General features: G+C 66.7%; 21 protein-coding genes. 9 read left to right on the forward strand and 12 right to left on the reverse strand.

What is annotated here, in order from left to right:
* Positions 1–17: 17 nt before the first annotated feature.
* On the forward strand, positions 18–713 hold the full coding sequence (locus tag JQN66_RS14915; RefSeq protein WP_239464032.1) for a DedA family protein: 696 nt from the start codon (positions 18–20) through the stop codon (positions 711–713).
* Positions 714–718: 5 nt separating this feature from the next.
* Here the strand turns inward: JQN66_RS14915 and JQN66_RS14920 are convergent, their stop codons facing one another.
* A complete protein-coding gene (locus JQN66_RS14920) occupies positions 719–1,075 on the reverse strand; it encodes a DUF2695 domain-containing protein (RefSeq protein WP_204675730.1) in 357 nt (118 codons plus the stop codon).
* Positions 1,076–1,312: 237 nt separating this feature from the next.
* Here JQN66_RS14920 and JQN66_RS14925 point away from each other — a divergent pair, with 237 nt between their 5' ends.
* The 4 genes from JQN66_RS14925 (at position 1,313) to JQN66_RS14940 (ending at position 6,223) form a co-directional block, all read left to right on the forward strand.
* Positions 1,313–2,080, forward strand: a complete 768-nt coding sequence (locus JQN66_RS14925) for a helix-turn-helix transcriptional regulator (RefSeq protein ID WP_204675731.1) — start codon at positions 1,313–1,315, stop codon at positions 2,078–2,080.
* A 143-nt stretch (positions 2,081–2,223) separates the two neighbouring features.
* Positions 2,224–3,678, forward strand: coding sequence for an aminopeptidase P family protein (locus JQN66_RS14930; RefSeq protein WP_239464033.1), 1,455 nt, complete (start codon positions 2,224–2,226; stop codon positions 3,676–3,678).
* Positions 3,675–4,892 (forward strand): metal-dependent hydrolase family protein, encoded by a 1,218-nt coding sequence (locus JQN66_RS14935; RefSeq protein ID WP_204675732.1) that lies wholly within the window; start codon positions 3,675–3,677, stop codon positions 4,890–4,892. Before JQN66_RS14930 ends, JQN66_RS14935 begins: the two co-directional genes overlap by 4 nt.
* A complete protein-coding gene (locus JQN66_RS14940) occupies positions 4,889–6,223 on the forward strand; it encodes an alpha/beta fold hydrolase (protein ID WP_204675733.1) in 1,335 nt (444 codons plus the stop codon). Before JQN66_RS14935 ends, JQN66_RS14940 begins: the two co-directional genes overlap by 4 nt.
* 476 nt (positions 6,224–6,699) lie before the next feature.
* Here the strand turns inward: JQN66_RS14940 and JQN66_RS14945 are convergent, their stop codons facing one another.
* Positions 6,700–7,896 (reverse strand): pyridoxal phosphate-dependent aminotransferase, encoded by a 1,197-nt coding sequence (locus tag JQN66_RS14945; protein WP_239464034.1) that lies wholly within the window; start codon positions 7,894–7,896, stop codon positions 6,700–6,702.
* Positions 7,893–8,381, reverse strand: coding sequence for a carboxymuconolactone decarboxylase family protein (locus tag JQN66_RS14950; RefSeq protein WP_188947183.1), 489 nt, complete (start codon positions 8,379–8,381; stop codon positions 7,893–7,895). Before JQN66_RS14950 ends, JQN66_RS14945 begins: the two co-directional genes overlap by 4 nt.
* A 164-nt stretch (positions 8,382–8,545) precedes the next feature.
* Between JQN66_RS14950 and JQN66_RS14955 the strand changes: the two genes are divergently transcribed.
* Together JQN66_RS14955 and JQN66_RS14960 are read left to right on the forward strand one after the other, a co-directional pair.
* Positions 8,546–8,860, forward strand: coding sequence for an SdpI family protein (locus JQN66_RS14955; protein ID WP_204675735.1), 315 nt, complete (start codon positions 8,546–8,548; stop codon positions 8,858–8,860).
* A 101-nt stretch (positions 8,861–8,961) separates the two neighbouring features.
* Positions 8,962–9,480: a hypothetical protein gene (locus tag JQN66_RS14960; RefSeq protein WP_204675736.1), complete on the forward strand. Its 519-nt coding sequence runs from the start codon at positions 8,962–8,964 to the stop codon at positions 9,478–9,480.
* On the opposite strand, the gene JQN66_RS14965 is transcribed toward JQN66_RS14960, so the two are convergent.
* The 5 genes from JQN66_RS14965 to JQN66_RS14985 form a co-directional block, all read right to left on the reverse strand.
* A complete protein-coding gene (locus JQN66_RS14965) occupies positions 9,477–9,752 on the reverse strand; it encodes a hypothetical protein (RefSeq protein ID WP_204675737.1) in 276 nt (91 codons plus the stop codon). The genes JQN66_RS14960 and JQN66_RS14965 overlap by 4 nt on opposite strands.
* Positions 9,753–9,816: 64 nt before the next feature.
* On the reverse strand, positions 9,817–11,115 hold the full coding sequence (gene rlmN, locus JQN66_RS14970; protein WP_239464035.1) for a dual-specificity RNA methyltransferase RlmN: 1,299 nt from the start codon (positions 11,113–11,115) through the stop codon (positions 9,817–9,819).
* A gap of 61 nt (positions 11,116–11,176) precedes the next feature.
* On the reverse strand, positions 11,177–12,301 hold the full coding sequence (locus JQN66_RS14975) for an FAD-dependent oxidoreductase (protein ID WP_204675738.1): 1,125 nt from the start codon (positions 12,299–12,301) through the stop codon (positions 11,177–11,179).
* Between the two features lie 27 nt (positions 12,302–12,328).
* Positions 12,329–13,000 carry a methyltransferase domain-containing protein gene (locus tag JQN66_RS14980; RefSeq protein ID WP_239464036.1) on the reverse strand — a complete coding sequence of 224 codons (672 nt, stop codon included), beginning with the start codon at positions 12,998–13,000 and terminating at the stop codon, positions 12,329–12,331.
* 29 nt (positions 13,001–13,029) lie between these two features.
* On the reverse strand, positions 13,030–14,157 hold the full coding sequence (locus JQN66_RS14985) for a type III polyketide synthase (RefSeq protein ID WP_204675740.1): 1,128 nt from the start codon (positions 14,155–14,157) through the stop codon (positions 13,030–13,032).
* A gap of 252 nt (positions 14,158–14,409) precedes the next feature.
* Here JQN66_RS14985 and JQN66_RS14990 point away from each other — a divergent pair, with 252 nt between their 5' ends.
* Positions 14,410–14,958, forward strand: a complete 549-nt coding sequence (locus JQN66_RS14990) for a DUF3253 domain-containing protein (protein ID WP_204675741.1) — start codon at positions 14,410–14,412, stop codon at positions 14,956–14,958.
* Positions 14,959–15,019: 61 nt separating this feature from the next.
* Here the strand turns inward: JQN66_RS14990 and JQN66_RS14995 are convergent, their stop codons facing one another.
* From JQN66_RS14995 to JQN66_RS15005, 3 genes are all read right to left on the reverse strand, one after another.
* Positions 15,020–15,208, reverse strand: coding sequence for a CsbD family protein (locus JQN66_RS14995; protein ID WP_161448728.1), 189 nt, complete (start codon positions 15,206–15,208; stop codon positions 15,020–15,022).
* Positions 15,209–15,400: 192 nt separating this feature from the next.
* A complete protein-coding gene (locus tag JQN66_RS15000; protein ID WP_204675742.1) occupies positions 15,401–16,546 on the reverse strand; it encodes a hypothetical protein in 1,146 nt (381 codons plus the stop codon).
* Positions 16,547–16,631: 85 nt separating this feature from the next.
* Positions 16,632–17,375, reverse strand: coding sequence for a sulfite exporter TauE/SafE family protein (locus JQN66_RS15005; RefSeq protein WP_204675743.1), 744 nt, complete (start codon positions 17,373–17,375; stop codon positions 16,632–16,634).
* A gap of 242 nt (positions 17,376–17,617) precedes the next feature.
* Between JQN66_RS15005 and JQN66_RS15010 the strand changes: the two genes are divergently transcribed.
* Positions 17,618–18,793: an FAD-dependent oxidoreductase gene (locus JQN66_RS15010; protein WP_204675744.1), complete on the forward strand. Its 1,176-nt coding sequence runs from the start codon at positions 17,618–17,620 to the stop codon at positions 18,791–18,793.
* Between the two features lie 49 nt (positions 18,794–18,842).
* On the opposite strand, the gene JQN66_RS15015 is transcribed toward JQN66_RS15010, so the two are convergent.
* Positions 18,843–20,363: an APC family permease gene (locus tag JQN66_RS15015; protein ID WP_204675745.1), complete on the reverse strand. Its 1,521-nt coding sequence runs from the start codon at positions 20,361–20,363 to the stop codon at positions 18,843–18,845.
* Between the last annotated feature and the right edge of the window lie 15 nt (positions 20,364–20,378).

Raw genomic sequence — 20,378 nt, forward strand, 5'->3', positions numbered from 1 at the left:
CTTCATTTCTTTCGATAGTGACCGAACTCGGATCGCCCACCTTGGGTGCGGCTTTCCTGCCAGACTGGCTGAATCCCGCGGTCTTCCTGAACGACCCCGCTTTGGCGCCGTGGGTCGTCCTGATCGTTTGCGGCATCGTTTTCGCGGAAACGGGTCTGCTGGTCGGGTTCTTCCTTCCCGGCGACTCGATGCTCTTCACCGTGGGCATGCTCATCGCTACCGGCACCATCCATGTGCCACTGTGGTTGTTCGCATTGTGCATTTTCGTCTGTGCCTTCGCCGGTGACCAGACAGGTTACATCATCGGGCAAAAGTCCGGACCCGCGATATTCAAGAAGCCGGATTCGCGCTTCTTCTCGCAGAAGAATGTCGAGCACGCCCACAACTTCTTCGAGCGTTTCGGCGGCCGCGCAGTCATCCTGGCCCGTTTCGTTCCGGTGGTCCGAACCTTCGTTCCCGTGGTTGCCGGCGTTGCCAAGATGAACCACAAGACCTTCATCTTCTTCAACCTCATTGGCGCGATGCTGTGGGGCGTCGGCGTCACAATGCTGGGCTACTGGCTCGGACAGTTCGCCTGGATCGAAGACAACATCGACCTCATCTTCATTCTGATCGTTTTCATCTCCGTGATCCCGATCGGCGTGGAACTGCTCAAGGCTTTCATGTCCGGAAAGAAGAACCGGACCAACTCCAACGGGAGCTTGGAAGACTAGAGAATCTAAGCACTTCGGGAGCGGAACTGGCCTCCGCCCCACTGCACGCCGCGGCGCATCATCCACTGTTCGCAGGGTTGAATGCTGCCGCGGCGTGTTCCTTTGCAGACCATGTCCGTCCCCTCGTCCATGGCGCGCGCCGCTTCATCGGTGATGGGACGGAAGACGTTCAACAGCACCTCGCAATCGCAGAAGCCCCCCAGCAGCTTGATCTTCCGTTCCAGGGCGGTGGCCCGCGGGGCGGAATAATCGCGGTAATGCATGAGTGCGCGCAGGTTCGCGGCGCAAGGTTCGGTGCCGGCGACTCGATAGAGATAGCACGGCAGACATTCGCGGTCGACAGGATCCGGCAGTGACGGCATGGTTTTCTCCTCAGTTCTGGGATGCAGTTCCGGCGGCCGGTAGCGGCGGCCTGCTCCCACTTTCACACCTTGCCCGCAGTGCTTCGCCGAATCCCGGCGAACTGTGGAGAATCTGCATCCTGCCCATCGCATCCGGGTTCCTGCCCGCTGAAATGTGCCATGATTCAACTGTCCCCCGTGCCGCTTGCCCGGTGCATGGGCCACCGCCCCGTCACACGTTTCTAAGGTCGTTCCCGCATGGATGCCGATACTCTCACGTCGATTTCTCAGCAGCTGGCCTCGCTGGCTGATGACATGCGCCGCACTGGGGTTCCGACGGACGGCACCCACGTGCATCAAGATGGCCTGTCGATGCGCTTGATCTACACGCGCCAGGATCTGGTCGACACCTTCAACGACTTCCAGGACCGGGCGGTGCATTCGATCGATGCGCTGGACCGCGGAGGCAGGCCCGCCCATGCGGAATCCCAGTCGAAGTCCCAGCCTGCGGCGCTGGCCCGCGGGGTGCGCTTCCGGGTGGTCTACGATCCATCAGTCTTTGAACGCGGGGACCTCACCTTGGCCATGCTCGACTCGGTGGGCCAGGGCGAGGAAGCCCGGGTATCCACCAATGTCTCGACCCGTCTGCTGATCCGCGACCGCGAGGAGTTCATCATCCATGCTTCGGGGCACTCCACCGCATCGCATCTGGCTATACAGCTCACCTCGCCGGTGCTGGCCGATTTCATCAACGATTCCTTTACCAAGGTCTGGGAAACCGCACTGCAGGTCAGCAACCGGAAGTTCGAGTCCGGGACGCTGCTGGAGGACGACGAGATACAGATCCTGCGGCTGTTGGCCGCCGGGCAGAAAGACGAATCGGTGGCCCGTGCACTCGGTGTCAGCGTGCGCACGGTACAGCGCAAGATCCATGCCCTGCAGCGCAGCTTCGGCGCGGCCAGCCGGTTCCAGCTCGGCGCCATCAGCGCCAGGCACCTGATCGTGGGCCGCGAAGCCGGAGACTGAATCAGCAGAGACTGATTAACGACGTGGCGGTTTTACGACACTGTTTCATGCCGCGGGCACGCTGGATCCGTGAAAAGCTTGAAGGACGGGGTTCCTAGGCCCTGCCATCCCACTAGTTCTCGTTTCACAGGAGCACCACGTCGATGAGTGAGAAACTCCCCAAGTCAATGCCGACACCACGGAACGGGGAGAACGCCATTCCCCGGCTGGCGAATAGCCAGCCCTTCATAGACTTCATGGCCAAGGGCTGGGAATCCCCGGAATTGCCGGCCCCTGTCGATGCCGCTGCCGCGCAGGCCGCCGCACTGCACCGCGAGAACCTCTCGGCGGCCTTCGCCGGGCAGGGAATCATGGTGTTCGCCGGCCACGCCCCGGTACGCGCCAACGACAACTTCCACGAGTTCCGCGCCCACTCCGATTTCATGTACCTGGTTAATGCCCAGGTCGAGGCCGCCGTGCTGCTGGGCCACCCGCGAAGCGGCGGCCACGACTTCGAGCTGTTCCTCCCGGTCCCCTACGCACCGGGCACCGCGGACTTCTTCTCCAATGCCATCCACGGCGAGCTCTGGGTCGGCCCCAGCCACAAGCCCGCCGATTGGCAGCGTGCGCTGGGCATCCCGGTGCGCTCGATCCAGGAACTCGACTCCGCCGTGCGCGCCGGCCGATTCCAGGCCGCCGGCGCAGTGGACTCCAACGAGCTAGCCCGGCTGAACGCCCAGGACTCCCCCGCCCTGAAGCGGGTCCTTTCCCGGCTGCGCATGGTCAAGGACGACTGGGAAATCGGGCAGCTGCGCGCCTCGGTGGACCACACCATCGACGGTTTCCGCCAGGTGCTGGCCGAGATCCCGCAGGCCATCGCCTCCGGCGGCGAACGCTGGCTGCAGGGCACCTTCGACCGCGCCGCCCGCACCTACGGCAACGGTCCGGGCTACGCCACCATCATCGGCGCCGGCATCCATGCGCCCACCCTGCACTGGACCCGCTGCGACGGGCCGGTGCGCGAAGACCAGCTGCTGCTGCTGGACATGGGTGTGGAGGAACGCTCCTGCTACACCGCTGACGTCACCCGCACCTTCCCGGTGGCCGGTTACTTCACCGACGCCCAGCGCCAGGTCCACGACCTGGTGGAGAAGTCCCACCGCGCAGGCCTGGCCGCGCTGGCCCCGGGCAAGCCGTTCAGCGACTTCCACTTCGCCTGCATGGAGGAAATCGCCAAGGGCCTGCACGACTGGGACCTGCTGCCGGTCTCCGTGGACGAGGCGCTGTCCCCCACCGGCCAGCAGCACCGCCGCTGGTTGGTCTGCGGCGTGGGCCACCACCTGGGCCTGGACGTGCACGACTGCTCGCACTCGCACTACGAGGACTACCAGGGCGCGCTGCTGGAGGAGAACATGGTGCTCACCGTGGAGCCCGGCCTCTACTTCCACGCCCACGACGTCATGGTCCCGCCGGAGCTGCGCGGCCTGGGCGTGCGCATCGAGGACGACCTGCTGATCACCGCCACCGGCTATGAGAACCTCTCCGGAGAGCTCCCGCTGGATGCCTCGGGGCTGGAGCAGTGGATGACCCGGGCGATGAACCTGGCGGTGCGCGCATGAGCACCCTGACCCTGTGCAATGCCACGGTCTTCGACGGCCAGCGCTTCCTGGACGAGCCGGCCAACATCACGCTGGCCGGCGGGACCATCACCGCCGTCGGTTCCCAATGCGAAGGCACCTGCATCGACGCCGCCGGACGCACCGTGCTGCCCGGGCTGATCGACGCGCACTTCCACGCCTACGCTGTGGCACTGCAGGGGCTGGAGAACGAGCTGGGCCCGCTGTCCTACTCCGCGCTGGCCGGCTCCCACCGCCTGTCCGCCGCGCTGCGCCGTGGCTTCACCACCGTGCGCGATGTGGCCGGCGGAGATCTGGGCCTGGCCCGCGCCATCGGGGAGAAGCTGTTTCCCTCCCCGCGCTACTACTTCACCGGCCCTGCCTTCAGCCAGACCGGCGGGCACGGCGACCCGCGCGAGGCGCATCTGGACACCTGCTTCAGCCACGGGCACATGTGCCGGATCGTGGACGGGCCGGAGAACCTGCGCGTGGCGGTGCGCGACGCGTTCCGCACCGGGGCCCACGCCATCAAGATCATGACCAGCGGCGGGGTCATCTCGCTGACCGATCCGCTGGAAATCCCGCAGTATTCCCCGGAGGAAATCCGCACCATCACCTCCGAGGCCGCCCGCCGCGGATCCTATGTCTGCGCGCATGCCTACTCGGTGCCGGCGATCCGGCACTCGGTGGACAACGGGGTGCGCAGCATCGAGCACGGCAACCTGCTGGATGCCGATACCGCCAAGCTCATGGCGGAGCACGACGCCTTCCTGGTCCCCACCCTGGCGGCCTATGCGGCCATGGATGCGCGCGGTGAGGAGCTCGGCCTGGCCAAGGTCTCCCAGGAGAAGAACCGGATCGTGCTCGAGCGCGGGCAGCAGGCGGTGCGCCATGCGCTGGATGCCGGGGTCAAGGTCGGCTTCGGCAGCGATTTGATGGGCGAGCTGGGCGACGAGCAGCTCAACGGCCTGGCGCTGCAGGCGGCGGCATCCTCCGTTCAGGACCTGCTGCGCTCGGCCACCAGCGTGAACGCTGAACTGATCGGCAACGAGTCGATCGGCTCGCTGGCCGCCGGCAAGGCCGCGGACCTGCTGGTGCTGGACGGGGATCCCCGCCGGGATCTGGACTTCCTCGTGTCCGAGGCCAAGGACCGCACCGTCATCCAGGCCGGAGCCCCGGTCTTCGATTCGCTGGGACTGCTGGAGGGCGCCAAATGACCGCGCTGGCACAGGCCGTGCAGAACTTGGAGGCAGCCCCGCGGCTGCTGGAAACCTACGTGGCCGCAGGCCGCCGCTACCGCGACTACGTGCTTCAGGTGCCGCTGGACTGGAACGATCCGGACGGCGCCACCATCGAGCTGTTCTACCGCGAAATGGTGCGCGCACATCTGGACGGGCAGCAGCTGCCGCTGATGGTCTACCTGCAGGGCGGCCCCGGAGGGCAGGGCCCGCGACCGGTGGGCGGTTCGGACCGGCTGGACGTGGCGCTGGAACGCTACCGCGTGATCCTCATGGACCAGCGCGGCACCGGCCGCTCCACCCCGGTCACCGCCCAGGTGATCTCCGGGTTCCCGGATGGCGGCAGCGGCGCGGCGTACCTGGAGAACTTCCGTGCGGACTCCATCGTGGCCGACGCGGAGGCGATCCGCCGCCGCGGCTACCAGGGCCGCAAGTGGGCCACGCTGGGCCAGAGCTACGGCGGGTTCCTGACGCTGAGCTACCTGAGCTGCTTCGATAACGCGCTGAGCGCCTGCTTCATCACCGGCGGGTTGCCGAGCCTGGAGCCCAGCGCCGCCGGGGTCTACGCCCGCACCATCCACCGGGTGCGCGCCAAGAACGAGCAGTTCTACCGGATGTACCCGCAGGACCGTGCCCGCGCCGCCAATCTGGCCCGCACTCTGTCCGAACGCGAGGTGCTGCTGCCCGACGGCGACCGCTTCACGGTCCGCCGGCTGCAGTCGCTGGGCATCGACTTCGGCATGGGCCCGGGCTTCGAGCGCCTGCACTGGCTGCTGGAGCTCTCCGGCGACGGCACCGGCATCAGCGATGCGCTGCTGCAGGAAGTTCAGGCACGCACCAGCTTCGCCGGCAACCCGCTGTTCGCGGTGCTGCAGGAGGACATCTACGGCAACGGAGCCAACGGCCCCAGCGCCTTCGCCGCCCAGGCGGAGCTGGAGCGGCACCCGGAGTTCGCCACGGATGCGCCCACCCTGCTGTTCGCCGGCGAAATGATGTTCCGCTGGACCTTCGAGGAAACCCGGCTGCTGCGTCCGTTCATCCCGGCCGTCGAGGTGCTGGCCGCGCGCGGCACCCACCGGAAGATCTACGACCTGGAGAAGATCGCGGCGAACCGGGTTCCGATGGCCGCCGCCGTCTACTACGACGACATGTACGTGGATGCCGGGCTGTCGCTGGACACCGCGAAGCAGGTCGGCGGATTGCAGGCATGGGTCACCAATGAGCACGAGCACGACGGGATCAACGACCCAGCGGTGCTGCGCAGGCTCTTCGCCATGGTGGACGAGGTCGGCGGTCCGCTGGCTGAATAAGGCTTCGAGGATCCGCAGGGATCGCTATGCCGGAACAGCGGGCACGGATCATTCCGTGCCCGCTTCTTCGCATACCGCGAGTTCCAGTCCTCAGCAGTTCGAACCTGCAAGAACGAATTTGGGATCATGCGCAATGATTCAGAAGCTTGAATCAGGGGTTCGGATTATTGGCCTTTCCGATTCACCGAAGCCGCCACGGCGCTCCATTCCTTTGCTGGCCGCCATTATGTGGAACAGCAGGCGTTCCCCGGCCCGAACTCCGACGTCGTGCACACGCATCGCCATAGTGGATGCCCAAAGGCAGGCGGATTAGGACGCGGCGGTCCTGAAAGCACCTAATATGTCATCGGCCGCTTGGCGTCACGACTGTCGCAGGATGGTGGGTTTCAAGAAGCTCAACATCAAAATTGACCACAAGGTTCGTGCGGAACTGGCGGTGCAGGTCACCCAGGTTTCTCACCACCGATCCACGAGTCCTATACCCCGGACAGCGTCTGGCGCAAAAACGCTTCCACCCGTTCCAGCGCCTCGGCCACCCGTTCGTAACCGGCGGCGAACGACAGCCTGATGAACAGGTGCCCCTCGAACGGGTCGAAGTCGCCGCCCGGGGTCAGCGCCACCTGGGCATGTTCCAGCACCTGCCGGCAGTACTCTCCGGCGGTGCCGAAGCGGTCGAGGACTCGCTCGCTGAGCCTCCCGTAGAGGTAGAACGCGCCGTCGGCCGGCGCGGCCTGCTCGATGCCCAGTTTTCCGTAGTTGGCCAGCACCAGCTCGCGGGTTTTCGCGAACTCCGCGACCCGCTGTTCAGCCTCCGCCAGGCTCGACGGATCGAAGGCGGCGATGACCGCACGCTGGGCCGGGGCCGGCGCGCACAAGGCGAGGTTCGAGGCCAGTGCATCCACCGCGGCCAGCATGTCGTCCGGGACGATCATCCAGCCCAGGCGCCAGCCGGTCATGCCCCAGTATTTGGAGAAGGACGAAACCACGATCGAGGAGCGGGAGAACTCCCAGGAGGTGCGCCCCTGGCGTTCGGGAACGAATTCGATGCCGTGGTAGATTTCGTCGCTGACAAGCCTCACACCGTGGTCTTCGCACCAGCTGCACAGCTCGTCGAGCTCGTCTGCGCTGAACATGGTGCCGGTCGGGTTGTTCGGCGAGGCGATGACCAGGCCGTCGAGCCGCCCGTGCTCGGCCAGGGCCTGTTCCAGCAGCTGCACGGTCGGCTGGAAGCGTTCGGCTTCACCGGTGGGAAGATCCAGCACCGTGAGGCCCAAGGCACCGAGGATGTTGGCGTAGGCCGGGTACCCGGGACGGGCCAACGCCACCACTTCCCCGGCGTCGAAGGCGGCGAGGAACGCCAGCTGGAAGGCGCCGGAGGATCCTGTGGTCATGATGAAGTTCCGCGCCGGGATCTGGACCCCGTAGCGGGCCAGATAGTGCGCGGCCAAGGCCTCGCGGGTCTCGGCCAAGCCGGCGGTCGGGGTGTAGCCGAAATCCGCGTTCCGCGCATGCAGCTGTGCGGCGAGCTCGTTGACCGCGGCGGGTGCTCCCCCGCCGGGTTCCCCGACGCACAAGGAAATCACGTCGCGGCCGGCGGCGCGCAGGTGCGCGACGTCCTCGACGATCTGCATGACCTCGAACGGCGGGACTTCTCCGCGCTTGGATACCTTCACTGCTGTGCGCTTTCGGTTAGGGTGCGGTCCTTGACCGGATGCCGGGAGAGCACCGAGATCCGGTTGAAGGCGTTCATCGCCACGGCGATCCATTGGATGGCGGCCACCTGCTCGTCGGTGAACACCAGCCGTGCCGAAGCTACCGCCGCGATGCGCTCCTCGGGGGTGGGCAGGGTGGTTGCGGCCTCGGCGATGGCCAGCGCCGCGCACTCTTCCTCGTCGAACAGTCCGCCGCATTCATTCCAGGTGGACAGCAAGTTGATGCGCTGCAGGCTCTCCCCGGCGTCGATGGCCTTGCGGGCATGCAGATCCAGGCAGTAGGCGCAGCCGTTGATCTGCGAGACGCGCAGGTTCACCAGTTCGGCCAGCCGGTCGCTGATGCCTGCCGCCTGGTAGGACTTGGCCAGCTGATTGGCGAACTTCCCAATCGAGTTCCACAACTCCGGATTGGATTTATCAAGGAAAAGAGGATCTGAGACAGCCATATCTGAACCATACCGTCCGCCGCAGGCAAGCTCCTAGTTCGCTTCGGGTGCTCAGCCAGCGCATGGCATATTCATGGCGCCAGGCGCTCGCGGCGGGTTTATCCTCGGAATCAGGAACCGGGAAACGGGTGGGTCACATGACGATGCATCAGGGATATCTGCCCATGACGTTCATCCTGCCGCTGCTCATGCTCGCCTCTGCGCTGACCTGCAGGGCCTGCGCTGCCGACAGGATCACCCGCAACCACTGGGCCGGCTACCGGCTGCCTGCGCTCTTCGCCTCCGATGAGGCCTGGCGCGCGGGCCACGCCGCCGCGCTGGCGCCTTCATGGACAGGGTTTGCCTGCACCGCCGCGGCCGCCGCCTGCACGCTGCTGCTCGGGCCGGTCTTCCTGCTGGTCGAGCTCCCCGCGTTCGCCCTTGCGCTGGCCTGGGCCATGATCCGCGCGGTGCGGGCCGCCAAGCATGCTCCTGCCTAACCGCGCCCGGGCCGGCGCTGGTTCCCGCTGGCCCTATTGGCCCGCCGGATTCGCGCATAGAATACCGGCATGGCCTGGATGGGCGGCGGCGAGGGGGCGTGATGCAGATTCAAACGTGCGGGCAGCTGGATTCGAAGGACCTGATCCAGCTGTGCGATTTCGTGCGGGAGGACATTTCATCGCTGAGCCTGACCCCGTGGACCACCGCGTTCCTCGGCCTGCTCACGGGCCTGGCCATCACCTGGGTGACGGTGCTGGGAAACCGCAGGGCGCAGCGCGCCGAACGCCGCAATACCGCGCAGCTGGCCGCGCTGATCGCGGTCCAGGATGTGGCATTGAAACTGCGCAGTCGGTGGACGGAGCATCTGGACTACCTGCAGTCGGGTTCCGCGGGGCCCGACCCCTTTCCGGCGCTGGCCCAGGCCGCGTTGCAGGGCCAGTTCCGCACCGCCGCCAGCCGCATCGAGAACAACGAGCTGCGCCAGGACTATGTCCGCTGGGAGAAGTACGCCGAGCTGTTCTTCAACAACTCGGGCAGGCAGCAGGGTTATGCGGAGCAGAAGCTGTGGGACGGCGTGCTGGAACGGTCCGGGAAGAACATCCGCTGGATCGACGCCTAGTCCAGCGACTGCACGTTGATCTGCACGTTGTAGGTGGCCCCGGCGGCCCGAATGGCGTCCTGCCATTCGGGGCTGCCGCCGAGCACCTCGAAGTGCACGATGTTCCGCTTGCGCAGCTCGGTGGCGAGCTGGCTGGCGAAGTCCTCGTTGTTCACGACCATCCAGCGGCCGTCGAGCACCACCGGCTCGTCGGCCTTCACCTCGTCGGCCCAGACCAGGTCCTTGGCCAGGTCCCGGGAGACGGCGATCCTCGGAAGTCGAATCGTGCTCATGAGCAGTCCCCCTCTACTTAGGTCTTAGCCAAAGTATAGGCTTCCCTGCCCGGGGCGGCGGAGGCTACTTGTCGCCGTCGGCGGCCAGCTGGCCGCAGGCGCCGTCGATTTCCTTGCCGCGGGTGTCGCGCAGCGTGGTCGGCACACCCAGCTCGTCCAGCCGGCGCACGAACTTGCTGGTGATGTCCGGTTCGCTGCGGGTCCAGATGGAGCCCGGCACCGGGTTCAGCGGGATCGGGTTCACGTGAACCCAGCCGCGGCCGCGGGCGTTGAGCTTCTTCGCCAGCATTTCGGCGCGCCACTCGTGGTCGTTCATGTCCTTGATCAGCGCGTACTCGATGGAGACGCGACGTCCGGTCTTCACGTAGTAGTCGTAGGCCGCATCCAGCGCCTCGTCGACCTTCCAGCGGGAGTTCACCGGGATCAGCTCGTCGCGCAGCTCGTCATCCGGGGCGTGCAGGCTCAGCGCGAAGGTGACCGGCACGTTTTCGTTGGCGAGCTTGCGGATGGCCGGCACCAGGCCGACGGTGGAGACGGTGATGCCGCGGGCACTCATGCCCAGGCCCTCCGGGGCCTCGGCGACCATGCGGTGCACGGCGTTCATGACGCGCTTGTAGTTGGCCAGCGGTTCGCCCATGCCCATGAACACGATATTGCCCACGCGCTCGTCCGGGTGCTTCTGGCCGCCCAGGCCGCCCTCGGCGATGACGCGGTTGGCCTGGACGATCTGGTCCAGGATCTCCGCGGTGGACATGTTGCGGGTCAGGCCCGCCTGTCCGGTGGCGCAGAACGGGCAGTTCATGCCGCAGCCGCACTGCGAGGAGATGCACAGGGTGATGCGGTTCGGGTAGCGCATCAGCACGGACTCGACCAGCGAGCCGTCGAACAGGCGCCACAGGAACTTGACGGTCCTGCCGTCATCGGTGGTCAGCCGCTTGACCTCGGTCAGCAGCTTCGGGAACATGGCGTCGACCAGTTCCCCGCGGCGCTCCTTAGGCAGGTCGCTCATCTTGGCCGGGTCGGTGGTGTAGTGCTGGAAGTAGTGCACCGAGAGCTGCTTGGCGCGGAATCCTGGCAGCCCCAGTTCCTTCAGCTTCTCCTGGCGCTCGGCCAGGGTGAGGTCCGCCAGGTGGGTCGGCGGCTGGGAGACGCGTCGCTTGGTGGCGAACTGCAGTTCGGGGCGGCCGTCGGCGCCCATCTCCTGCTTCCAGCCCTCGGCGGTCGGAATGACCTGCGCGCGGCCTTCGGCCTGGGCGCGGGAGGTGGAAATGCGCAGCTGCTGGGCACGCTGGGCGGCGGCCTGCTCCAGGCGCAGGGCCTTGCGCTCGTCAGCGGAAAGTGTGGTGGGGTTGCTCGAAGTCATCACCATCCATTGTTTCACGTATTGGCCGGGCGCAGGCGGTGAGTTTGGGCACGCGCGGCATTCAGGTCATGGTGAAGCTGCGGGCCACCGCATCGCGCACCGTGCGGTTCGCCGCCGCCGCGGAGAACAGCAGGTTGCGCGCGGGCAGCAGCCACGGCGCCACCGGCCTGCCCAGCGCCATGTTCAGGTGGGCTTTCAGGCCCGCTTGCCGGGCGGCCTTCAGCTGCCGCGCCTGGAATTGCAGCAGCTGCCCACCACCCGGCACGGCGCCGGAAACCAGCAGATCCGCGAGCCTCGCCGCCCCGATCAGGCCTAGGCACATGCCCTGTCCGCCGATGGGGCTGATCTGGTGGGCGGCATCTCCCAGCAGCACGGCCCGGCCCTGCATCATGCTGGCCGCCCTGCGGTTGGCGGTGGAGAAGCAGCTGCGCATGGTGCAGGCCTCCGCGTCCACCCGGTAGCCGGTGCGTTCCCGGATCAGCTCCGGCAAATCCGCGTCCTGGGACTGCCCGTGCCCGAGCCTGGCCACCCAGCGGCGCATCCCGCCGGGCAACGGGAAGGATTCGACGATGCCCTGCGCCTCGATGAACAAGGCGGCGCTGTGCGGCCAGGCGGTGGTCTCCGGGAAGTCGCCCATGAGGTAGCGGTCCGGCAGCTCTCGGCCGCGGAACGCAACCCCGAGCTCGGCGCGCACCGCGGACTGCACCCCGTCCGCGCCGATGAGCCAAGAGGCTTCCCTGGCTTGCAGGCCACCGGGCCCGGCGACGGTGAAACGGATGCATTCCCGCGACTGGCCTTCGATTCCCTGGAATTCATGGCCTTCGACGAGGGCCAGCGGATCCAGCGCGCGCAGCCTCTCCCGCAGCAGCGCCACGGTCTGGTGCTCCGGCAGCGCCAGCACGTAGGGGTAGGGGCCGGGCAGCGAGGCGAAGTCCAACGCGGCGATCCGCCGGCCGTTGCTGATGCCCAGCCCCCGGCGGATTGCGGTGCCCTGCTCGGCGAGCTGCGCCGCCAGCCCGGCTCGGGCCAGCACCTGCTGGGCCGGCGGGTGCAGGCCGATGGCCCTGGAATGCCCGGAAATCCCGTGGCGGCGCTCGAAAACCCGCACCGTCCATCCCTGCTGGGCCAGGAGCACCGCAAGGCCCAACCCCACCGGCCCGCCGCCGATGATCGCCGCGTCATCCATGGGCAGCGCCTCCCCGGCTCCGGGTGCTCATGCCCGGACCGGTCGGTAGACCAGCAAGTTCCTGAACGGCTTGGCGGTGTGCACCTGCCATCCGGCCGGCACGCGCCGGACGAGTTCCATCGGGATGTAGCTGCGGCGGATGGAGGCCAGCCCGTCGCGGCGGATCAACGAGGTCCCCGCCAGCGGCAGCGTCGCCGCCCCGAACAGCAGCGAAGCTCTTCGGGAGCGCCGGATGTCTGCATGCAGCCCCAGCCCGGTGGCCAGGGCTTCGGTGTCGGCCAGGATCCCGCGCAGCTGGGTCTCGCCCAGATGATGCAGCAGGTGGTTGGAGATGACCACGTCGAACGCTTCGCCGCGGCGTACCAAATCCGCGCTGGTGCAGCGGGCGAACTCGATCTTCCTGGCCGGCAGGGGACTTTTCATCGCGGCCCGCCGGGCGAAGGCGATGGCCCGCTCATCCGGGTCGATGCCCCGGACGTCCAGCTCGTAGCCGTCGCGCAGGGCCCAGCGCGCCAGCTGCAGGGCGATGTCTCCCCCGCCGCAGCCGATATCCAGCAGCCGGGCCGGTTCGCCGCGGGCCAGCACCGGGGCGATCTGCCGCGCGTAGATCTGCTTCCATCCGCCGACCGCCCTGTTCACCAGCGGGAACTGGGCGTAGGTCCGGTTCAGCAGCACCGGGTCGCAGTCCGGGAGGTCCATGGCCTCCACTTCCTCGGGGTGCCGCCGCATCAGCTGGTTCCGGAGCTCGGCTTCACCGTGAACAAGCCCGTTTCCACCGTGAGCCCGGGGCCGAACGCCATGGCGCAGACGCGTTCCCCGGCTCGGGTGTTCTCGGCTTCGAGGATTTCCTTGAGCACAAACAGCACCGTGGAGCTGGACATGTTCCCGAAATCGCGCAGGATCCGGCGTGCCGGCAGCAACTGCGTCTCGGAGAGCTGCAGCCGGTTCTGGATCCGGTCGAGGATGGCGCGGCCGCCCGGGTGGATTCCCCAGTGCGCGATCTGACCGATCTCCAGCGGCGCCTCCGCGTCGGCCTCCAGCAGCGGCGTAAGCGCGTCGGTGATGTGGTCGTCGATGATGTGCGGGACGTAGGTTCCCAGCACCATCTCGAATCCGTGGTCGCCGATGTTCCAGGCCATCGATTCCTCGCCCACCGGGGTCAACGTGGTTTTGAGATCGTCGATCTGCAGCCCCTCGCCGCCCCGGGCCACCACCGCGGCGGCGGCGCCGTCGGCGAAGATGGCCGAGCCCATGATGGTATCGGGGTCGTTGGAGCTGTGGACATGCAGCGTGCACAGCTCCACGCAGACCACCAGCACGGTGGCGTTCTCATCGGCGAGGCAGAAATCCCGGGCCGCGCGCAGCGCCGGGAAGGCGGCATAACAGCCCATGAACCCCAGATGGTGGCGCACGGTGGACGGGTCCAGCCCGAGGCTCCGCACGATCTGGTAGTCCGGGCCGGGGTTGTAGAAGCCGGTGCAGGACACCGTGATCACGTGGGTGACGTCCGCCGGTTCGAGCCCCGGGCAGGCATCCAGCGCGCGCCGGGCGGCCTCGACGAACAGGTCCCCTGCGTGCTCCACGTAGACCCTGTTGCGTGCGGCGGTGCTCGGCGACCGGAGCAGGCCGGAGGAACGGTCATAGAACATCGGTTCGGCCGGTTCGGGAAGTTCGGTGTTGAATTCCGAAACACAGCTATAGCGGGTATCGATGTCTGCCGAATTGAAGGAGGTCGCGACCAGCCGCTGCCCCAGCCGGCTCAGCTCGGGCTGGGTCGCAAAGACCTCTCGGACTTCCTCCTGCTTCAAGACTGTCGAAGGTACCGCGGTCTGGATCGTTCTGATCATCACTGGCATGCCCCGAGCCTAGGACCTTCGCATGACCGGTGTAAACCATCGCCCGCAACTGCCAGAAAACTGGGATCGGCCCCTGTAGCTTCGGGACCTTGAGTCCGCTTTCCACCCTTAGCTGCACTTCGCCGCGCCGGCTGGTAGCTGCCTGACACCCCTCACATCGACCGCAGAAGTTGTCCTACCCTAGAACCCCGTCGGGTACATGCGGCGGACAGCGCAGGAACGGAAGATGGTGGAGGGGGCCGAAACGCAACGATGGACAAGGACCAAGTAGCGGAGCGAACGGAAGACGGTCGATATCTGGTCATTTCCGGGAGGAAGTGGCGTGCGAGCGATCCAGGGATCCCGCCGAAGCTGCGACAGGAACTTGTTGATGAATTGATGAACGCCCGCCGCGAGGTAGGCCGGGGCAACGAGGAAGCCAGAATCAGGGTCCATCAAGCCAAACTGGCTCTGGGCGAACATGGACAGCCCTGGTGGGAGGAACCCCGCGAGGACAAGCTAAACGAGCGCATCCGCGCCACGATCTTCACCCTGTTAGGCAAAAGGCAGGGCTCCTCGATCTGCCCCAGCGACGTTGCACGCGTCGTCGGCGGAGAGGGCGAACGCTGGCGGCTCCGGATGGATGCCGTACGGCAGATTGCCGCTTCATTGGCCGCAGACGGCGCACTTCGGGTGACCCAGCATGGTCAGGACGTCGATCTGCACACCGTCCGTGGGCCAGTGCGCTTGCATTTAACCGGCATGGGCCCGGCGGAACAAGAGCGAAGCGAACCGGACGAGCGCCAGCGGGAAACCGAATAAGCGGCCTTTGAACAGGCCAATGGCCCCGTCGCAACGACAGGGCCACTGGGGTGATCGACTTCTACTTGTTGTCGGTCGCGTCCTTGAACGCGTCCTTGGCCTTTTCGCCAGCCTGCTTGGCATTTGCAGCAGCCTGCTCCTTGACGCCTTCGGCCTGCAACGACCTGTCGTTGGTCGCCTTGCCCGTGGCTTCCTTGGCCTTGCCGACAACTTCTTCTGACTTGTTCTGAATCTTGTCTCCGAGACCCATCTTGCCCTCCTCAGTTATTCGGTTGAAACGACACCCATCACGCTACAGAAATCGTTGTCTGAGGGTTTTACTGCGTGATAACTCCAAGGAAACGTCAAGGATCCAATTCACAGGACATCGGGAATACCACCCGGAACGGGGGACCTCGATCCGGCCGCAAACGCGGGTACCGGCCGATCGACACGGCGACTCTCAGTCGCTAGGCTTTTCAGTCCTTGGTGCTGGATCGCTGAGGATGCTGCGTGCCCCTGGGCCATGCGTACTGCGCGGCTCCTGTCCGTCGCGGATCATCGCGGCGGTGGTCCGGATGAAGACCGAGATCCAGGTGAACAGGATCGCCACCGCCGACAGTTCGAACCCGGTGAGGTTGTAGTAGGACCAGGCATCCCAGAGAAGGTATGCGACCCAGATCGCGCCGACTGCAGACAGGGACATCATGTGGAAGACCGCCGGGTAGCCGGGCAGCAGAACCAGCGTTCCCATGAGCAGGATGATCATGGCGACGGAGGCCAGCTGGACGAAGGCCGAATGCACGTCAAGGGACAGGTTCATCGGAACGCTTCCCACGCCGATGATGCCCGCTGACACGGCGATCAGGCACCACCGCACGACGCGCGGACGGGGCCTCAGCCGGCGGATCACCGGATAGCGTTCCAAGTTGGGCCGGCACCGGTAGGTCTTGGACAGCACCACCAGGTCGCGGGTGAGGAACTCGGTGAACGAGATCAGCACCAGGCCCGAAATGATCATGGTCGTATTGAAGGTCCAGAAGGAGCCCATGCCGGATTGCGCGGTTCCCAGCCGAGAGAACATTCCCTGCCACCAGCCCTGGTCCTCGGCCAGCAGCATGCTGATCAGCACCCCGGCGGCCATATAGATGCCCAGCACCACCGACAGGTTCTCGGCACTGGTGCGCGCCGTGGCCACCAGCGCCAGATAGGCGCTCAGCCCGGTGATGCCGCTGACGGCCAGCGAACCGGCCAGCACATCCAGGTGCAGGCCGATGAACGCCTGCTGGAACAGGTGCGTGGCCACCAGGATCATCATCACGGTGCTGGCCACGTGGACCAGCACCAGGCCGATGGCCGCCACGTACTGGCGCCAGGCGGGAATGCGGCGCAGCCATGGTTCACGCTGGCGCAGCAGGCTCCGGAATGCGTAGGCGCTGGACAGTCCCGCCGAGACGCCGCCGGTCACCGAGGCCACGGAACCCACGGAGAGTCCGCCGAACAACGCGGGGCGTTCTCCGGCGAAAATGATCAGGGCGGTGGCCAGCCCGAACAGCGCGCAGAACAGCCCCGACCACAGCGCGTTCCGCTCGATTTCGAGTTCGGTCACGCGCCTGGGGTTCGACGGCTCGGGGAAGTGGAGAGGCACGGGATCCATTGTTCCATGAACGTTTCACGCCATGGCCGGCGGGCTGCTAGGCCAGCGCCGTGATCCCGTTGACCAGCAGCACGACCGCGCCGGCGAGCGCGACCAGGACCACGAAGGCGCGGCTGATCTTCGCCGGGATCTTCGGTGCGAGGACATTGCCCAGCACGATGCCCAGCACCATGGCTGCCAGGCAGGTGATCCACTGGATCCAGTCCAGCTGTGGCATGCCGCCCTTGGCGAGCAGCGAGGACACTGCGAGCACCAGGAAGTACAGCTGCACGGAAATCGCGAACTTCGCCTGCGGCCAGCGGCTGGCCACCGCATACCCGGCGATGGCGGGGCCGGAGACGCCGGCGGTGACCGACATGAAGCCGGAAATGGCGCCGGCGCCGATGGCCAGCCCCTTGCTCTGTCCCGCCGGCAGGTTGCGGACCAGGAAACTGGCGCCCAAGGCGAGGATCACCATGATCGAAATGCCGATGGACAGCCAGGGTCCGCCGAGCAGTTTGGCCACCCAGGCCCCGGGAAAGGTCATGATCACCGCGGGAACCAGCAGTAACGCGATCTTCTTGTACTCGACCTGCCGGAAGACCTGCGCGAAGATCAGCAGGCTGCTGCATGCCCCGAGGAAGTTCACCAGCATGATGCCTTCGAACGGTCCGAGCACCATCACCAGGAAGGGGGAGGCCACCAGCGCGAAGCCCATGCCGGAGATGCGCTGGGTGGACGCCCCGACGAACACCGCCGCGGCCAGGCCGATCAACGCACCGAGTTGCACCGTTTGCTCCACGCGGACTCCGATTCCTGTTTGCTTGCCATGGGGCGCCGAGGCACAAGACGACCGGGCCTGCGAGGGCAGTCCAGCCGCCGTGCCAGTCATGCCCGGCCTCTGCAGTCGACCATACACGGCAACGCGGCACGCATTGAAACCCTTCTCCGGGCGGCCGCACCGATCCGGCGGCGGCGCCATTGGGCCCGCAATATTACGGCGCCGGAGCCAGCCCGCCGGGGCACCGAGCCTAGGCTGAAACCATGAGCACCGACGTTGACTTCCTGATCATCGGGGGCGGAGCCATGGGCTCGGCCGCCGCCTTCTCCCTCGCCAGCCGGGGACACCAGGTCCTGCTGCTGGAGCGCTTCGCCCCCGGACACCACGAGGGGGCCTCCCACGGCGCCACCCGCAATTTCAACCCCGCCTATGCGGATCCTGCGTACGTGGGGCTGCTGCGGCGCGCCGACCAGCTGTGGGAGGACATCTCCCAAGCCGGCGGCGTGCAGCTGCTGAACCGGACAGGCCTGGTCAACCACGGCGATGAAGCCGGCCAGCAGGCCATCCATGCAGCGCTCACGGCCGCCGGCATCGACAGCGAGCTGCTGGACGCCGACGAAGCCGGCGCGCGCTTCGCCGGCATGAGATTCGAGACGCAGGCATTGCATATCCCCAGCGGCGGGCAGCTGAACGCCGACCTCGCCGTAGCAACCCTGCAGCGGCTAGCCGCGGCCGCCGGAGCCGAGATCCGCCACGGGCACCGGGTGCTCCAGCTGGAGGTTGTCTCCGAGGACATGGCAAAAATCGTGGTGGACGACGGCGAACGCACGACCACGATATCCGCACGCCGGGTCATCCTCGCCGCCGGCGCGTGGACCCGCACGCTGCTCGGCGAGCGCTGGGCCCTGCCCCGCATCCACGTCACCGAGGAGCACCCGGTGCATTTCGCCCAGCGCGGGACCTCCGCGCAGTGGCCGGGCTTCAACCACACCCTGCCGCCGGGAGACCATGGCGGCCTGAAGATCTTCGCGCCGGTCTACGGCATGCGCACCCCCGGCGAAGGCATCAAGGTCGGCTGGCACGGCTCGGGCCGCGTGGTCGACCCTGAGCACCGCCCGCACCAGCTGGTCGCCGACCAGCTCTGCGCGCTGCAGGCCTATGCCCGCCGCTGGCTTCCGGGCACCGATCCGGACAGCTTCGAGCCGGTGTCCTGCACCTACGCCAATACCGAGGACGAGCATTTCATCCTCGACCGGCTGGGACCGGTGGCCATCGGCGCCGGCTTCAGCGGCCACGGCTTCAAATTCGTTCCCGCCATCGGCGAGCATCTGGCCCAGCTGGCCACCGGGGAGGCCGGGGTGATCCCACGGTTCGCGGCCGACCGCGCCATCAGCAATCCGGTATTCCTCGAACGCCGGATGCGGGCCGGCCTGTCCTAGCCGCAGGGCGAAGGCCGCCCGGTGCGCGGCCGGGCGGCCTTTCCCGCGGCTAGGAGTTTTCCTGCTTGATGTACCGGGTTTCCGGCCGGGATTCGTAGAACCCCGCACGGCGCTTGCGGGCGCCGACCAGGAACACGGCGCCGAGCACCAGGATGCCTATGCCGACCACGAAAACCAGGCCCATGCCCGCCACGTGTGTTCCCGAACCGTACTCGGGGTCCAGGGAGTCGACGGTGGTCTGCAGGAAGACCGCAACCAGCGCCAGTCCACCCAGCAGCGGGGCCACCGCGCGGATGAAGAAGTTGCGCGCCGAGGCGAGCAGCGTGTAGCGGAAGAACCAGACGCAGGCGAACGCGGTGATCCCGTAGTAGAAGCAGATCATCATGCCCAGCGCCAGGATGGTGTCGTTCAGGACGTTGGTGGAGACAAACCGCATCATCGCGTAGAAGGCGGTGGAGACCACCGCCGCCACGATGGTGGCAAAGGCCGGGGTGCCGAACTTCGGGTGGATCCGGGTGAAGACCGGAGGCAACGCCCCGTGGTGTCCCATGGCCAGCATGGAGCGTGCCGGGGAAATCATGGTTGACTGCAGCGAGGCCGCGCAGGAAGCTAGGGTGGCCAGCGAGAGCAGGATCGCGGCAGGACCCATCACCGGTCCGGCCAGTGCGGCGAACACGTTGCCGATGTTCTCCGGATTCGCCAGGCCCAGGCCGGAATCCCCCACCCCGGCGAACACCGTGGCTGACACGGAGGTCAGCAGGTACACGGCCAGCACGATCACCGCGGTGAACCCGGCGGCCAGACCCGAGGTGCGCTCGCCGTTCTTGGTTTCCTCGTTCATCGACAGGCAGACGTCCCAGCCCCAGAAGGCGAAAATCGACAGGCTCAGGCCCACCGCCATGGCGGAGAAGGAATCAATGCCCAGCGGGTTGAACCACTCGGGCGAGAACTGCACCGCCGGGGCCGCCTTGTCCAGGGCCGCGATGGTGAACCACAGCAGCACCAGCACCTGGAATCCGACCAGCAGGTACTGCACCAGCGAGGCGGCGTGCAGTCCGCGCACCGAGATCCAGGTGGCGCCCAGCATGAATACCAGGCAGGTGGCCACGTTGATCCACGGGTTGGAGGCTAGATCGGCCAACTGCTCCTGCCCGGTGGCCTGGGCCAGGAAGAGGTAGAAGAAGTCCACCGCGACGCCGGCCAGGTTGGAGAGGACGATGATATTCGCCGCGAGCATGCCCCAGCCGCCCATCCATCCGGCGCGCGGACCGAAGGCCTTCCACACCCAGGTGAAGGTGGTGCCGTTGTCCGGCATAGCCCGGTTCAATTCGCGGTAGCCCAGGGCCACCAGGAACATCGGGATGAACCCGATGATGAAGATCGCCGGCAGGTGCGTGCCCACCGCCTCGGCGGTGGGGCCGAGCGTGCTGGCCACGACGTAGCTGGGCGCAATGGTGGATACACCGATCACGATGGCCGTGAACAAGCCGATCTGGCCTGCGGCCAGGCCCTTGCCGGTTTCGGTGACCGGGCTGGTGCTCAGCCGGCTGGGTTTGGCATTGTCTTTCATCGCACTGGGTCCTTG

Origin of the sequence: Glutamicibacter protophormiae, from assembly GCF_016894325.1 — a bacterium.
GTDB classification, from domain to species: domain Bacteria; phylum Actinomycetota; class Actinomycetes; order Actinomycetales; family Micrococcaceae; genus Glutamicibacter; species Glutamicibacter protophormiae.